The organism is Actinomadura harenae, from assembly GCF_003696215.1.
In the GTDB taxonomy this organism is placed as follows: Bacteria; Actinomycetota; Actinomycetes; order Streptosporangiales; family Streptosporangiaceae; genus Spirillospora; species Spirillospora harenae.
The window spans coordinates 25,522-39,539 of the sequence record NZ_RFFG01000051.1 but is presented as its reverse complement, the minus strand read 5'-3'; the positions used below and the strand labels follow the sequence as shown (position 1 = coordinate 39,539).

Annotated in this window: 16 protein-coding genes and 1 tRNA gene; 8 read left to right on the top strand and 9 right to left on the bottom strand. The window is 70.7% G+C overall.

Going from position 1 to position 14,018, the window contains the following annotated elements; genetic code table 11:
- Positions 1-68: 68 nt before the first annotated feature.
- Both EBO15_RS25745 and EBO15_RS25740 read left to right on the top strand, forming a co-directional pair.
- A complete protein-coding gene (locus EBO15_RS25745; protein WP_122197019.1) occupies positions 69-932 on the top strand; it encodes an NAD(P)-dependent oxidoreductase in 864 nt (287 codons plus the stop codon).
- Between the two features lie 79 nt (positions 933-1,011).
- A complete protein-coding gene (locus EBO15_RS25740) occupies positions 1,012-1,266 on the top strand; it encodes a cell division protein SepF (RefSeq protein ID WP_122197018.1) in 255 nt (84 codons plus the stop codon).
- Positions 1,267-1,269: 3 nt separating this feature from the next.
- On the opposite strand, the gene EBO15_RS25735 is transcribed toward EBO15_RS25740, so the two are convergent.
- Entirely contained in the window at positions 1,270-1,935 is a 666-nt protein-coding gene (locus tag EBO15_RS25735) for a TetR/AcrR family transcriptional regulator (protein ID WP_122197017.1), read from the bottom strand.
- An 88-nt stretch (positions 1,936-2,023) separates the two neighbouring features.
- Here EBO15_RS25735 and EBO15_RS25730 point away from each other — a divergent pair, with 88 nt between their 5' ends.
- Both EBO15_RS25730 and EBO15_RS25725 read left to right on the top strand, forming a co-directional pair.
- Complete coding sequence (locus EBO15_RS25730; protein WP_122197016.1) at positions 2,024-2,872, top strand: SDR family oxidoreductase; 849 nt, start codon at positions 2,024-2,026, stop codon at positions 2,870-2,872.
- Positions 2,873-2,968: 96 nt separating this feature from the next.
- Positions 2,969-3,436 (top strand): carboxymuconolactone decarboxylase family protein, encoded by a 468-nt coding sequence (locus EBO15_RS25725; RefSeq protein ID WP_122197015.1) that lies wholly within the window; start codon positions 2,969-2,971, stop codon positions 3,434-3,436.
- 31 nt (positions 3,437-3,467) lie between these two features.
- Here the strand turns inward: EBO15_RS25725 and EBO15_RS25720 are convergent, their stop codons facing one another.
- From EBO15_RS25720 to EBO15_RS25710, 3 genes are all read right to left on the bottom strand, one after another.
- Complete coding sequence (locus EBO15_RS25720) at positions 3,468-4,490, bottom strand: CinY protein (protein WP_147481644.1); 1,023 nt, start codon at positions 4,488-4,490, stop codon at positions 3,468-3,470.
- Between the two features lie 170 nt (positions 4,491-4,660).
- The gene (locus EBO15_RS25715) at positions 4,661-4,882 is read right to left on the bottom strand and encodes a DUF397 domain-containing protein (protein ID WP_199744806.1); all 222 of its coding nucleotides are present in this window, start codon (positions 4,880-4,882) and stop codon (positions 4,661-4,663) included.
- Between the two features lie 5 nt (positions 4,883-4,887).
- Positions 4,888-5,751, bottom strand: coding sequence for a helix-turn-helix domain-containing protein (locus EBO15_RS25710; RefSeq protein ID WP_122197012.1), 864 nt, complete (start codon positions 5,749-5,751; stop codon positions 4,888-4,890).
- 332 nt (positions 5,752-6,083) lie between these two features.
- On the opposite strand from EBO15_RS25710, the gene EBO15_RS25705 reads away from it, so the two are divergent.
- Together EBO15_RS25705 and EBO15_RS25700 are read left to right on the top strand one after the other, a co-directional pair.
- Positions 6,084-6,443: a hypothetical protein gene (locus EBO15_RS25705; protein ID WP_122197011.1), complete on the top strand. Its 360-nt coding sequence runs from the start codon at positions 6,084-6,086 to the stop codon at positions 6,441-6,443.
- Between the two features lie 4 nt (positions 6,444-6,447).
- Positions 6,448-6,846 (top strand): ATP-binding protein, encoded by a 399-nt coding sequence (locus tag EBO15_RS25700; RefSeq protein WP_158628356.1) that lies wholly within the window; start codon positions 6,448-6,450, stop codon positions 6,844-6,846.
- Positions 6,847-7,535: 689 nt separating this feature from the next.
- Here EBO15_RS25700 and EBO15_RS25695 read toward each other — a convergent pair.
- Positions 7,536-8,081 (bottom strand): EF-hand domain-containing protein, encoded by a 546-nt coding sequence (locus tag EBO15_RS25695; RefSeq protein WP_122197040.1) that lies wholly within the window; start codon positions 8,079-8,081, stop codon positions 7,536-7,538.
- 276 nt (positions 8,082-8,357) lie between these two features.
- On the opposite strand from EBO15_RS25695, the gene EBO15_RS25690 reads away from it, so the two are divergent.
- On the top strand, positions 8,358-10,064 hold the full coding sequence (locus EBO15_RS25690) for a DUF1003 domain-containing protein (protein ID WP_158628355.1): 1,707 nt from the start codon (positions 8,358-8,360) through the stop codon (positions 10,062-10,064).
- Positions 10,065-10,225: 161 nt separating this feature from the next.
- Here EBO15_RS25690 and EBO15_RS25685 read toward each other — a convergent pair whose 3' ends face one another.
- The 3 genes from EBO15_RS25685 to EBO15_RS25675 form a co-directional block, all read right to left on the bottom strand.
- Positions 10,226-10,690, bottom strand: coding sequence for a hypothetical protein (locus EBO15_RS25685; protein WP_199744805.1), 465 nt, complete (start codon positions 10,688-10,690; stop codon positions 10,226-10,228).
- Positions 10,691-10,762: 72 nt separating this feature from the next.
- Positions 10,763-11,644 (bottom strand): M56 family metallopeptidase, encoded by an 882-nt coding sequence (locus EBO15_RS25680; protein ID WP_122197008.1) that lies wholly within the window; start codon positions 11,642-11,644, stop codon positions 10,763-10,765.
- On the bottom strand, positions 11,641-12,015 hold the full coding sequence (locus EBO15_RS25675; protein ID WP_122197007.1) for a BlaI/MecI/CopY family transcriptional regulator: 375 nt from the start codon (positions 12,013-12,015) through the stop codon (positions 11,641-11,643). Before EBO15_RS25675 ends, EBO15_RS25680 begins: the two co-directional genes overlap by 4 nt.
- Before the next feature lie 115 nt (positions 12,016-12,130).
- On the opposite strand from EBO15_RS25675, the gene EBO15_RS25670 reads away from it, so the two are divergent.
- On the top strand, positions 12,131-13,525 hold the full coding sequence (locus tag EBO15_RS25670; RefSeq protein ID WP_122197006.1) for a type I glutamate--ammonia ligase: 1,395 nt from the start codon (positions 12,131-12,133) through the stop codon (positions 13,523-13,525).
- A gap of 341 nt (positions 13,526-13,866) precedes the next feature.
- Here EBO15_RS25670 and EBO15_RS25665 read toward each other — a convergent pair.
- Positions 13,867-13,956, bottom strand: a tRNA-Ser gene (locus EBO15_RS25665).
- Positions 13,957-14,018 lie beyond the last annotated feature (62 nt).

Here is a 14,018-nt window from a genome sequence, read left to right as displayed (position 1 = left end):
CCCCGCGCCGGGCCCGGTCCTCGTGCGCTCGTTTTGTGTAACGTTCAGTCAAGAATGGAGCTCCACCGATGACGACCACCGCCCTCCTCGGCGCCGGGATCATGGGCGCCGCGATGGCCCCGAACCTCGCCCGCGCCGGGATCCGCCCGACCGTCTGGAACCGCACCCGCGCCAAGGCCGAGCCGCTCGCCGCGCACGGCGCGACCCTCGTGGACACGCCCGCCGAGGCCGTCCGGGACGCGGACGTGATCATCACGATGCTGACCGACGGCGACGCCGTCCTCGCCGCGATGGAGGCCGCCGCCCCCGCGCTGCGCCCCGGCCAGATCTGGGCGCAGATGAGCACGATCGGCGTCGACGCGGTCGCCCCGCTCGCCGCGTTCGCCGCCGACCACGGCCTGACCTTCGTGGACGCCCCCGTCCAGGGCACGCGGCAGCCCGCCGAGCAGGGCGCGCTGGTGATCCTCGCCGCCGGTCCGCAGGACGCGCGCGCCGCCCTCGCGCCCGTGTTCGACGCGGTCGGCAAGAAGACCCTCTGGCTGGACGAGGACGGCGCGTCCGGCGCGGGCACGCGGCTCAAGCTCGCCGCCGTCGCCTACGGCATCACGCTGACCTCGATCCTCGCCGAGTCCCTCGCGCTGACCAAGGCGCTCGGCCTCGACCCGGCCCTGTTCGGCGAGGTCGTCACCGGCGGCCCGATGGACAGCCCCTACCTCCAGGCCAAGCTCGTGTCCGTCCTCGCCGGCGACTTCACGCCCAGCTTCGCCCTCCGGAACGCCGAGAAGGACACGCGCCTCATCACCGAGGCCGCCGCGTCCGCGAACGTCCGGCTCGACATGGCCGAGGCCGCCCGCGAACGCTTCCGGCGCGCCCTCGACCAGGGCCACGGCGACCTCGACATGTCAGCGACCTACCACGCGAGCTTCTCCTGACCGACCCTGGCGCGCGGCCGCGGCCCGAACCGCGACCACGGCTTGACGTGGCGCGGGGCTCGGGGAGACTGGCGGGGTGATGGTCAAGACGCTGCGGCCGCGCGACTACAACGAGGCTCTGCATGTCGGGCACTTCTTCCGGAACAAGCGGGTGCCCGTCGTGATGGACCTGACGGACGTCTCGGACGACGTGGCCCGGCAGTTCGTCGACTTCGCCGCCGGCCTGGTCTTCGGGCGCGGCGGCGACATGGAGCGCCTCGAATCCAAGATCTTCCTGCTGGTCCCCGGCGGGATCAACCGCCTCGCCGTCGTCCTCCCGCCCGACTTCGACTGACGCTCAGCGTCCGGGGGCGGCGTACCCGCGAAGCAGCGCGGTGAGGATGCCGGTGAGCCGCGGCCCGACGTCGACGACGGCGTGGGCCAGCTCGGGAGTGTCCTGGTAGAAGCGGCGGAGCTCCGTCCCCGGCGCCGCCATCTGCCACAGCGCGCCCGCCATGGCCGTCGCGGTCGCGACCACGTCGCCCCCCTGCTCCGGGGCCAGCGGGAGCACCTCGCACACGGCCGCCCCGACCGCCTCGGCCTCCGCGATCGCGCCCACCTTGAAGGCCCGCACCGCGGGGAACGAGACCCCGCGCTCAAGGTTCAGCGGCGTGTGGGCGAGCAGGTCGCAGAACAACGGCCGCGCCACCAGCGCCTCGGCGAGCACCCCCGCGACGTCCTCGGCCCGCGAGTGCTCCGCGTCCAGGCGCTCCAACTGGTCGCGGACGTCCCGTGACCAGCGGGTCCATTCGTCCGTGGCGAGGCGCAGGAAGATCTCCTCGCGCGTCTCGAAGTAGCGGAGCATCGCCGACTTGTGCATGCCGACGTCCCCGGCGATGTCGGTGAGGGTCACCGCGCGGACGCCGTGCTCGCCGGCGAGCCGCGCGGCCGCCTCGAGGATCGCGGTCTCACGGATCCGCTTGGCCTCGGCGCTCCGGGCTCGCTCGAACTTGGGCGGGGGCATGCCCCCATGTTACCGCAACCTGGTTGCACTAATAACGCAACCGTGTTTCACTAATGCCCTGAGCCCAGAACGGAAGGCGGGTACTCCGATGTCAGCGAGCACGATCGTCATCACCGGCACCTCGAGCGGTTTCGGAAACCTCGCCGTGCGGCGGTTCAGCGCGGCCGGCTGGAACGTCGTCGCGACCGTCCGCAAGAAGACGGACCTGGACGTCCACGCCGACCTGGCGAACGTCCGCACGCTCCTGCTGGACGTCGACGACGAGCAGGCCGACCTCGCCTTCGGCGACCTCGCCAAGGAGCAGTTCGGCCGGGTCGACGCCCTGATCAACAACGCCGGGTACTTCCAGGGCGGCCCGCTCGAAGCCACGACCATGGACCAGGTCCACCGCCAGTTCCAGACGAACGTCTTCGGGCTGATCGCGCTCACCAAGGCGTTCATCCCGATCTTCCGCGAGCAGCGGTCGGGCGTCATCGTCAACGTCAGCTCGATCAGCGCCGAGGCCGGATACCCGTACACCTCGGCGTACGAGGCGTCCAAGGCCGCCGTCGCCGTCCTCAGCGAGGGCCTGCACGCCGAGCTCGCCGAGTTCGGCGTCACCGTCAAGGCCCTGTTCCCCGGGAACATGGAGACGCGCATCTTCAGCAAGGTCGACCGCGCCGAGGACGTCCCGCAGGACTACCTCGCCTCATGGGAGGCGTTCGGCGCGCAGAACCTCGTCCGCTCCGACCCGCAGATCACCGCCGACGTCATGTTCCGGATGGTCACCGACGGCGACACCCGCAAGGTCCGCTACTACAGCGGCCCGGACGGCGAGGCCATCCCGCGCGTCAAGCGGCTCCTCGGCCAGGACTGGTACTGGGACGAGTTCAGCGCCCGGAACCGTGGCGAGTCCACCCCGCTCTGGGACGCCCTGATGCCGGCGCCCAAGCGCTGACCGAAGCGATGTGGCGCATCCCATCCACCCGCCACGTCACAAAGAACAGATCGACGACGTCATCAGTGCGAACGGCTACGAACCCGGGAGCACACCATGGCGGCTCGTTCGACCTTCCCCGACCACCCGACCCACGTCGGCCCCGCGGCCAGGACCATCCTCACCGAATCGACGCTGCCCCCCGCGACACGCAACCTCGTCCTCCTCCGCGCCAGCCAGCTCACGGGCGACACCGACGCCACCGACACATGGCGCCAGAACGCCGCACGATCCGGCGAAAGCCCGACCCGCATCGAGCAGGTGGACGCCTGGCGCGAGTCGTCGGTGTTCACCGAGGCCGAACGCGCCGCCCTGGAGCTGACCGAGCACGGCGTCCGCATCACGACCGGCGGCGTCCCCGACGCCGACTGGACGGCCGCCGCCGAGCACTTCGACAAGGACGGCCTGTCCGACCTGGTGACGCTCGTGGCCCTCATCAACACCACCAACCGCATGGGTGACATGTTGCGCCACCGCCCACCTCCCAAGCCGACCAGGCGCGTCCCGCACGACAGCACCTGCTGACGTCACCCCGACGAGCTCACTCGGCTGATCCCTACTTGCAGTCCTTGGTGGGGTTGTCGTGGGTGATGGCGCAGGCCATCCGGGTGCCTCTTCCGTCGGGGTAGTGCTGCTCCAGCGCGTTCACGAGGTCCCGCCACTGGCCGCGGGTGTCGGTGATGGCGAGGGTGACCGCGCGGGCGAAGTTGTCGGCGACCTTGCCCCGGTCGGTGGTCGGGTCCGAGGTGTGCCCGGTCGCCGGGTCGATCAGGCCGAGGTCCTTGTTGACCACGTGATGCCTGATCCGCTTGCCGCCCATGCAGCCGAGCTTCTCGCCCGAGATGGCGGCCTCCTTGTCGAAGCATCCGGTGGTGAGGTTCTCGGGGACGTCGGTGGACGTGGGCCGGGGCTCGGCGAACAGGCGGAACAAGGGGGAGACGTCGGAGTGTCCGAGCCCTGGCGGGTTGGTCGCCCCGATGGCGCCGGACCCGGCCGTGTCGGCCCAGTTGCTGTGGGAGTAGAAGTCCTGGACGGCGTGCAGGCCCCGGCCGAACTGCTCGATCGCGTCGCACTTCGCGCGGCCTTGGGTGTCGGTAAAGAAGCAGCGGAAGGTGAGGCTGACCTGCTTCGAGTCGACCTGGCCCTTGCCGTCCAGCAGGCGTGCGGCCTCGGCCACCGCCTTGGTCATGCGATCGTGCGCGTGCCTGACGCAGCCCAGCAGGTGGCTGGTGGCATCGGCGCGACTCTGCGGGTAACCGCTGTCCGCGAGGTAGTCGGCGTTGTCGCAGTGCGCTTCCTGCACCAGAGCCTCGGTGCCCAGGTCGGGAGCACCGATGCCGCCGCCCTTCCCCTTGGCCCCGGCCAGCTCGCTCAGCGAATCGGACTCGAAGCAGTAGTTGTCGCTCGCCTTCCCAGAGGGACAGGCCAAGGCGGCCCGGGTGATCCGCTCGTGCTCGGCCCGCTGCCCGAGCTTGCCGTCCAGCGTCCCGAAGGAATAGGCGGAGGGGGCGGCTCCGGCCAGCGCGGCACACGCGACGGCTCCGGCGATCGCGGCGGTCAACGCCGTGGACTTGTACATCACACGCTCCTTGGACTCGTGGTAGCCGTTCGGCCACCGAAAGTCATCCCACCGGAGCGGATCACCGAACCCCACGCGACCCCACCCGCCACTCTGATCTCACCCGCCGTCCCGCGTACCAGGCGCACGGACGACGCCGTTCGCGGAGCGCTGGAGTTCAGAGGGAGCGCTTAGAGGTCAAGCTCGCCGTTCTTGATGCGGGCGGTCAGCGTCCGGGCGTGGCCGGGGGAGAGGGCCAGCGCGGGACCGTCGGCGTCCTTCGAGTCTCGGACGCAGACCGTCGCCGCGATGCGCGCGAGTTCGACGCACTCGGCACCCTCGGCCTGGCTCCGGGACGACTTTCGCCAGGATGCGTTGGCGAGCGCGGAGCGGGACGGCGTGGTGTGCTGCATGGTCCTCATCTCAGTTCGCGGTGCAGGTCGGACAGCCACTGCAAGGTCGCGTCCTTGTCCAAGGCCGCGCCGAGGAGATGCTGAAACTTCAGACTATGAGACTCGAGGTCCTTCGGCTTCTCCAAATACAGCGCATTCGTGCCCAGCTCGATGTAGACCACCGACGGGTCCAGCTCGTAGTCCATCAGCGTGAACGCATAGTTCAGCCCAGGATGCAGCCCGGCCTCGAAGGGGATGACCTGCACCGTGGTGTGGTCGGAGTCGCCGGTGGCGAGCAGGCGCTGAATCTGTTCGGCTCGATCCGCGACCGTTCCGAACGGGCGGCGAAGCACGCTCTCGTCGATGACCGCCCAGAGCGTGGGCGGGTCATGATGCTGAAGGAGCTTCTGCCGGTTCATCCGAAACTCGACCCGACGGCCGACCTCGCTGGGGTCGCGGAGCATGGAACGGCGGAAGAGGTCGCGGGTGTAGGCGGGCGTCTGGAGCAGGCCCGGGACCACCAGCGGCTGGTAGGTGTGGATGCTCTTCGCCTCGGCCTCGAAGCCCGCGAGGCTGCTGTTGAACAGTCCCGCGAACTCGGTGGTCTCCCACCACCCGCGCTGCCGGGACTCCCGCGCGAGACTGATCAGCGACTCGCGTTTGGGCACGTCCTGCACGTCGTAGAAGTCGAGCAGGTCGCGGACGTCGCGCGGGTTGGGACGAAGCCAGTCGCCCTGCTCGATGCGGCTCATCTTGCCTTGCGACCACTCGAGGGTGCGGCACACCTCCTCCGCTGTGTGGCCGGACGCGGTCCGGAGACTGCGGAGTTCCCTGGACAGGCGACGGCGACGGATGGACGGGCTTCGGCGGTGGTCGGGTTGAGCGGGCATCGGCCTCTCCGTCCTATGCGGCTGAACTCTTCGGTACGTCGGCATCGTCGACGCCCGGGGCGGACATTCGCTCACCAAGTGGACGACTTCCAGGATGGAGCTTCCGTTTTCGAGGCCGCCACTCCATGATGTGACCAGAACAGTACCAAGCGTGATCGAAGCCTTCGGGGCGTTCGAGAAGTTTGGGGGCGACGACTTTCCGACGTGAGTCGCCGCAGGCGCCGGGAGGGGCATGACCTCGACCGACGCGCAAAAAAGAGCCGCCGTGTGGCCGGGTGCAGGAGTCCAGGCCCGCCCGGCCACACGGCTTCACCCCCACATGGGAGGCGAGGATGAGCATACGCGGACCGGTCATCTTCCAGGCTGGGACCGTCCCACACGACGGGGTCCCGCAGGACGCCGTTCGTGCCGCCGCCGGACGGATCGTCGCGCGGTATCCGCAGGTCATCACCTGGTACGGCAAGAGCACGGGGCACTGGTGGGCCATGGTCGGCGACCGGCTCCTTGAGGCGGGCACGCCCTGGGAGCTCGAAGCCGCGATCCACCAGGCGACGGTCGCCGCCGTACCGAGGACGGACGGCTGGGGCGAGATCTGCGGTTGCGGCTGCATGCGGGAGGACGTCCGGCACGGTCTCCTCGGACGGCTCGCCGGGCTGCTGCACCCCTCGAACGGGGGACGGGATGCCGCCTGAGCACGTGACTACGCGCGGTCACCTGCCGCGCCTCGGGACCAAGAAGTTCGCGTCCGCACCCGACCAGGCGAGCCGGGCGCGCGCGTGGGTGTCCGAAGCACTCGGACCGGGTCATCCCGCCTACGACGACTGCGAGTTGCTGGTGTCAGAGGTCTTCACCAACGCCGTCCGGTACGGCCAAGGCGACACCATCGAGGTCAGCGCTTACGCCGATGGTCACGCGGTTCGCGTCGAGGTCGTGGACGCGGGCGGCGAGACCGTGCCGCACCTCGTCGACGACCCGGACGGCGAGACAGGCCGCGGCCTCCTCATCCTCCGCGCCCTGACCGACACCTGGGGATGCCGCCGCCTCCCCGACGGACGCCTGCGGGTCTGGTTCGTCCTCGACCCGAACGCGCCCTGACCCCAGCGGCGCCTCCCCGGATCCGTGGGGGATCCGACGGCCCGGGGAGGCGCGGGACGGTGGGCTGAAGGCGAACGGCCCAGCGTCCCCGGAAGGGGCCCCGGCGGGCAGGGCACGGGACCCGGTGGACGGTGCGGCGCGTCAAATGCGGACGTGCCGGAACTCCCGCCATGTCTTGGTGGCGTCATCGCAGAGTGCTTTCAGGGGGAATGGATTTCCTCCCTCGCGTTGGCGGCCTTATCGGCCCGCTCGGCGTTCGCGATGGTCGCCGTTTCGGCGCGGTCTTCCCCGTCGCTCGGCCACCGAGGTCGGCTGGTCGGATCCCCGGCCACTCCCTGGTGACCTGCGGGTTCGGAGAGGTGTCGGAGGCGGGCGCATGGCCGCCGGAAAGGGGACGGGCCCCATGCCCCGGCGGAATTCCTGTCCGGGAGTCGTCCGATCAAGTGTCAGACTATCCGCCGCTCGCGGCACGTGGTGATGAGTGAGGCGGCGAGGATTTTCTCGCGTCCGACGACGTTTCGCGCGTGACCGGCTTTGTTGAACGTCCGGCGTCGGCGTCGGCGAACCCGAAAGGGGACGGGGGTGACCCTGCACCCCGTCCCACGGCGTTCGGCGCGTCGGCGGCCCGAGTTGTGGCGGCCTCGGGGGCCGCGTCGTGCCGGACGGACGGACGGGCGGACGGCGGCGGGTCAGATGCGGCCGAAGAGGTGGTTGGCGGCGGCCTTGGGGTCGTCGCCGTAGAAGAACTCGATGACGGCGTCGTGGTAGCCGAGGCGGGGCAGCGTGCCCGACTCGTCCAGGTCGAGCCGGTTGAACACGTGGGTGCAGTCGGCGGTGGGCACCTGCATCCCCGCCCCGAAGACCTGGGTGAACTCGTCCAGCGAGATCTTCCCGTCGCCGTCGGTGTCGCCGAGGTCGAAGACGAGGTCGGCGATCCACTTGATCTGCTCGGGGTACCGGGACCGGTCGTTGAGCGAGATCAGGAACCCCTGGGTCATCTCGGCGCGGTCCACGCGCTCGTCGCCGTCGCTGTCGTGCGGGGCGATGATGTCGGTCCAGAACCAGTCCATCGACTCGTTGAGCTGGCGGGCGTGCGGCGAGTTCGGCGCGATCCCCTGGGCGGCCGCGGCGCGCTCGGCTATGCGCATGAGGTCGTCGCGGGTGAGGACGCCGTCCCTGTCCACGTCGGCGCCCTGGAACCACTGGTGGTACTTGCGTGTGCGTAGATCGCTCATACAGCCGACCATATGCATAAAGGCATATTGTCGTTACTAACAGTAATCAAACGATGGGTCATCCCCACGTGCCGCGGTCAAGGTCCCGGCGGCCCGCGTGCGCCGGACGCCGCGCCGCCCATCGCCTTGACGCTCCCCGGTGTTCGGTTCGGCGGGCCGGGCATGAGAAGGGGAGACATCCTCCATTTGCGCAATCAGGCAACTCATGGGTGGATCTGGTCGTCAACACAAGGGGACGGCGCCGCCGTCCGAGGCGACCAGAGGATGGGAATCACGGTGAGCGCAACCGCGACGGCGGCCGAACTACCGCAGGCCGCCGAGCTGCCAGAGGCTCCGGCGACGATCGCCGACGAGAGGGTCGGGCTGAACGGGGCCATCGCCGCCGCGCTGACCCGGGGCGTGGGCTCGATGGGCGCCCTGTACGTCGTCCTCGTGATCATCACCGTCTGGATGGCGCTGGCCGCGTGGGGACCGCTGCGGAGCATCGACCCCTACCCGTTCGGCTTCCTGTTGTTCCTCAACAACGTCGTCCAGCTCGTGCTGTGCTCGGTGATCCTCGTCGGGCAGCGGGTGCTCGGCCAGGCCGCCGACCGCCGCGCCGTCCAGACCTACGAGAACACCGGCGCGATCTTCGCGCGGATCTCCGACCTCCAGGCCAACCTCGACCGGCACGACCGCGCGCTCAGCCGCGGGGTGAGCCTGCTGGAATCCCGTCCGCACCCCTGGATCGAGCGGCACCGGGTCCAGTCGCCGCCGCAGGCCCTCGACCACGCCGTCGGCGTCAACGGCCGGATCGCGGCCTGGCTGACCGAACGCCTCGGCAGCATGTGGGCCTTCTACATCTCCGCCGGGACGCAGGTGCTGTGGATCGGCGCCGCCGAACTCGGCATCCAGCGGTTCGACCCCTACCCGTTCGCGTTCATGTCGTTCCTGTCCACCTTCGCGCAGCTGCTCTTCATGATCGTGATCATGGTCGGGCAGGACGTCCTGGGCCGCGCCGCCGACCGCCGGTCCGAGCAGACCTTCCTGGACGCCGAGGCCATCCTGCACGAGTGCCGCCGGATGAAGACCCGCCTCGCCGCCCAGGGCCGCGTCATCGACAGCCTCGCCGACTACACCTCGTCCCACCTCACCGAGCACCTCGCGCGGAACTTCCACGAGCGCCGCCCCGACACCGTCCGCCCCGGATGGGACGAGCTGCCCGAGCACCACCGCGAGGCCCAGCGGCGCCGCGCCCGGCGGCTCGGCGAGCACCTCGCCGTGATCGGCTACCTGATGGTCCCGGCGACCGGTGCGGTCACGGCCGTCGTCCTGGACGAGCAGCAGGCGCAGACCCTGGCCCGCCTCGAACACGGGCAGAGCCTGGACGAACGGGACGCCGCCCTCGGCGAGGCCGTCCCGTGGGACCACCTCCCGGACGACGTCCGCGACCAGGCCGTCGGCGACGTCCTCCGCATCCCGGCCCTGCTCGCCGAGATCGGCTTCCAGGTCCTGCCGTCCGGCGACCACCTGGCGGACGGACCGGGCGAACTGGACTTCACCCCCGAGGACTGGGACACCCTGCACCGCGCGCTCATGGCCGCCGGCGTCCTGGTCGCCCTCGCCGAGGGCGTCGCGGACGCCGAGGAGATCTTCGCGCTGGTCACCCTGCTCCGCGAGACCGGCGTCACCCACCCGCGCCGCTTCGTCCGCGAACTCGCCGCCACCACGCCCTTCGAGACCGGCCTCCAGCCGGACAGCCGCTACGCCCAGTACGCGGGCCCGGCCTTGGAGACGATCCGGCAGGCCACCGCGATCGTCGCCCGCACCGCCCCGTCCGAGCTGGCCGCCTTCCGCGCGCTCGTCTCCGAGATCGCCGACACCGTCGCGGACGCCAACGACGAGGGCGGCTTCTTCGGCCTCGGCGCCCGCCCCCGCGTCCCCGCCGAAGCCGCCGCCATGGAAGCGATCAGAAAGGCCACCCACCACCCCGAAGACCACTGATCCGCAGGTGGCGGCCGGGTCCGTCCCGACCACCACCCATCGACGAGCCGCCGCCCCGCTCAAGGCGCCGGGCCCGGCTCAAGGCGCCGGGCGCGGCTCAAGGCGCCGGGCGCGGCTCAAGGCGCCGGGCGCGGCTCAAGGCGCCGGGCGCGGCGGTCCGCCTACCAGCCGCCGTCCTCGTCGTCCCCGCCGGAGAAGTCGTTGTACTCGTTGTTGGTGACCTCGTAGATCACCTGCTGCGGCTTGTCATCGTCGTCGTCCAGCATCTCGTTGATGAGCGCGCCGCCGACCAGGCCCGCCGCGCCGGCCGCCGCCACGCCGCCCCAGCCGGGACCGCGCCGCTCGCGGTGCTGGTCGCGGTCGTGGTGGTCGTAGTGGTGGTGATCGTCGTACACGGGCTGCGCGTAGCCCGGCTGCGGATACCCGGGCTGCGGGTGGCCGGCGGCCGGGTATCCGGGCTGCGGCGCGGGGTACCCCTGCTGGCCGGACGCCATCTGCTGCTGGTGCACGGCCCACCGCTGCGCGCACGCCGGGCAGGCGGTCACGTTGCGCGCGGCGCCCCACTGCGGCGTCCACAGGATCGAGTGGACGCCCGGACCGTGCGCGGCGTCGAAGAAACACGTCATGAGGGCACTCCCCGGATCGAGTTATGTACGACAAGTGTCGTAGATGATCCGAAGTTGATCAAGCGGATCGGCTCAGAGGAAGGGCAGGCCGAGCGCCCGGTCCAGCTGCAGCGCCGCGGCGGCGAACGGACCGGTCGTCAGCCCGCTGCCCAGAAGCGCCATCGGACCGCTCACCGGATTCCGTGCCGGAGCCGCGGCCAGCAGCGCCCGAACCCGCTCGACGGTCTGCGACTCGGCGAACCCCAGAAGACCACCACCACCGCCCTCCGCCGTGCTCGCGAGGGCGACCTTGGCGATCGTCTGGGCGACGAGGATCCGATCCCCGGTCGCCTTCGCCGTGTCCTCGTCCGCCCAGCGCTCGAGCGCCAGCCGCAGCCGCGCCCCCAACGGGCGCGCGAACGGCAGGACGGCCGTGGTCAACGCCCCGACCAGCAGATACCGGTGATGCGCGTGCCGCAGATGAACCTGCTCGTGCCGGAACACGACCGCCAGCTCGGGCCCGGTCAGCCTCCGCAGAAGACCCCGCGAGACCAGCACCCCGCCGTCCCGCCGACCGGGGACGGCCATCGCCACCGGCTCATCGCATTCGAGCACGCCCCGGCTCAGCCGCCGAGCCTGCCGCGTCCCCGCGATGTTCCGCTGGACGACCCGTCCCCCCGCCGCGCACGCGAACGCGAACACCATCACCGCCAGGACGCCGAGCACGGCCGGAACCGGCTCGTCGTCACCGAACAGCATCCACTCCGGCAACCGGTTCGCGGCGTCCGGGGCCAGCGTCGCCGCGAAGTTCACCCCGACGAACAGGGCCGTCCCGACGACGGACGTGATCGCCGTGCCCGCGACGGTCGCGAGGATCCGCGCCGTCCACACCGGATGCAGCGGCACGCGCACCCACCCGAGCAGGACCGCGAGCGGCAACGTCACCGCGACCGGCAGGAAGGTCAACGGGTTCACGACCGCCCCCCGCCCGCCGACGGCAGATCGTCCAGGACGACCCGGAGCATCCGCGCCTGCTCCCCGCTCAGCGTCTCAACGAACCGGCTCAGCACGTACTGCTGATCGCTGGCCAGCCTCAGGTGCTCGTGCATGCGCCCGGCGACGACGTCCGCCTCGTCCACCGCGAGCCGGTACTCGTACTGGCGCCCGACGCGGATCCGCTGCAGCATCCCCTTGTCGAGCAGCCGGTTCAGGATCGTGTTCACCGTCGACCGCGTGGGCGCGCCGTCCATGCGCTCCCACAGGTCCACGGTGCTGATGAAGGAGTCCGCCGCCGCGACGACGGCCAGCACCTCGGCCTCCAGCCGCCCAAGAGGACGTCGCGCCACCTCGAACTCCTCTCGTCACCCCTGGAATTGTGCCGGATCGGACCCCGATTAACCCCCACCCCACCTGGATACATACCGTAATGATTGGCTACATAACGTAGCCCAGGGGGTGGTGATGGACCTCACCGAGCGCACGCTGCAAGGCACCCGAGCCGCCGCCGCGGCCACCCGCCTGGCCGCGCAGGACATCGTCGCCGTCGTCCTCGTCTGGGTCGACACCAGCGGCATAGCCCGCGTCAAGGCCGTCCCCCTGACCCGGCTCGAACACGCCGCGACCTGGGGCGTCGGCGTCCCCCCGGGCCTGGACGCCTTCCTCCTGGACGACTCGGTCGTCACGGGCCGGTACGCGGGCGGAGCACCCGTCGGCGACCTCCGCCTCCACCCCGACCTGGACCGCCTCCGCCCCCTCGCCGCCCTCCCCGGCTGGGCCATCGCCCCCGCCGACCGCTACGCCCAGGACGGAACCGTCCACCCCCTCGACTCCCGCGCCCTCCTCCGCCGCGAGACGGACCGGCTCTCCTCCCAAGGCTGGGCCACCCTCGCCGCCTTCGAAATGGAATGGGTCGTCTCCGAAAAAGGCCAGGACGAATTCACCCCCGCCACCAACGGCCCCGCCTACGGAATGACCCGCATCAGCGAACTGTCCGACTACCTCCGCGACCTGCTCCAGATCCTGGACGCCTCGGGCGTCCAGGTCGAGCAGATCCACCCCGAATACGCCCCCGGCCAATACGAACTCACCGTCGCCGCCGAAGACCCGCTGGGCGCCGCCGACACCGCCGTCCTCGTCCGCGAGACCATCCGCGCGACCTCACTCCGCCACGGACTCGTCGCGTCCTTCTCCCCCAAAACCGAACCGGACTCCCTCGGCAACGGCGGCCACGTCCACCTGAGTCTCTGGCACCACAAGGCCGGCGTCCCCTCGACCAACGCCATGGCCGGCGGCGACGGCCCGTCCGGCATGACCCGCCCCGGCGAGGCCTTCGCCGCCGGAATCCTCCGCCGCCTCCCCGCCCTCCTCGCCATCGGAGCCCCGTCCGTGGCCAGCTACCTGCGCCTCGTCCCGTCCGGCCGCGCGGGCGCCTACTCCTGCTGGGGCCCCGAGAACCGCGAAGCCGCCCTCCGCTTCATCACCGGCTCCCACGGCGAACAGCACCGCGCCGCCAACGTCGAGGTCAAATGCTTCGACCCGTCCGCCAACCCCTACCTCGCCCTCGCCGCCCTCCTGGCCGCCGGCCGCGCCGGACTGGACACCCACGACACCCTCCCCGCCCCCGTGACCACCGACCCGGCCCTCCTCACCCCCACCGACCGTGAAAAGGCCGACATCACCCCACTCCCGTCCACCCTGGAAGAATCCGTAACCGCCTTCGAATCCGACCCCATCCTCCGCCAATCCCTGGGCGACGCCGTAATGGACACCATCTCCGTAGTCCGCAGAGGTGAAATAACCCTCCTTACTAACGCCACCCCAGAACAAATAACCAAAAAAACCCGCTGGCGCCACTAACCCCACGCTTGGCACAAGCCCCGTCCCCCGGCGCCCCAAGCCCCCACACGCACCTGAGCAACGCCACAACAACCCCGGACGGCCGCGGTGAACGAGTCTCTGGGCGTCTCGATGAGCCCACGCCAGAAGGTCTTGGCCCATCCACGCGACCATCACCGAGGCGGCGGCAGCAGATGCCGCAAGGAAGGCCACGGCATGCCGACCAGGACGCAGAAGACCCGCAGGGACGGCGCGTGCGTCCCAGGTGGCCGAGGCGCAAGATCGCAGTGCTCAAACCACGCGGAAGGCCCTGAAACGACCTGTGGGGCCGCGTCGTGTGACGCGACCCCACAGGTCAGAGGCGGAGGATCGGGGATTTGAACCCCGGATGGGCGGTAAGCCCAAACCGCATTAGCAGTGCGGCGCCATAGACCGGACTAGGCGAATCCTCCAGAAGCCCTTCGGGCTCAGCACAGGCTACCGGTCGGCGGGCCAACCGGCAAAGCCGATACGA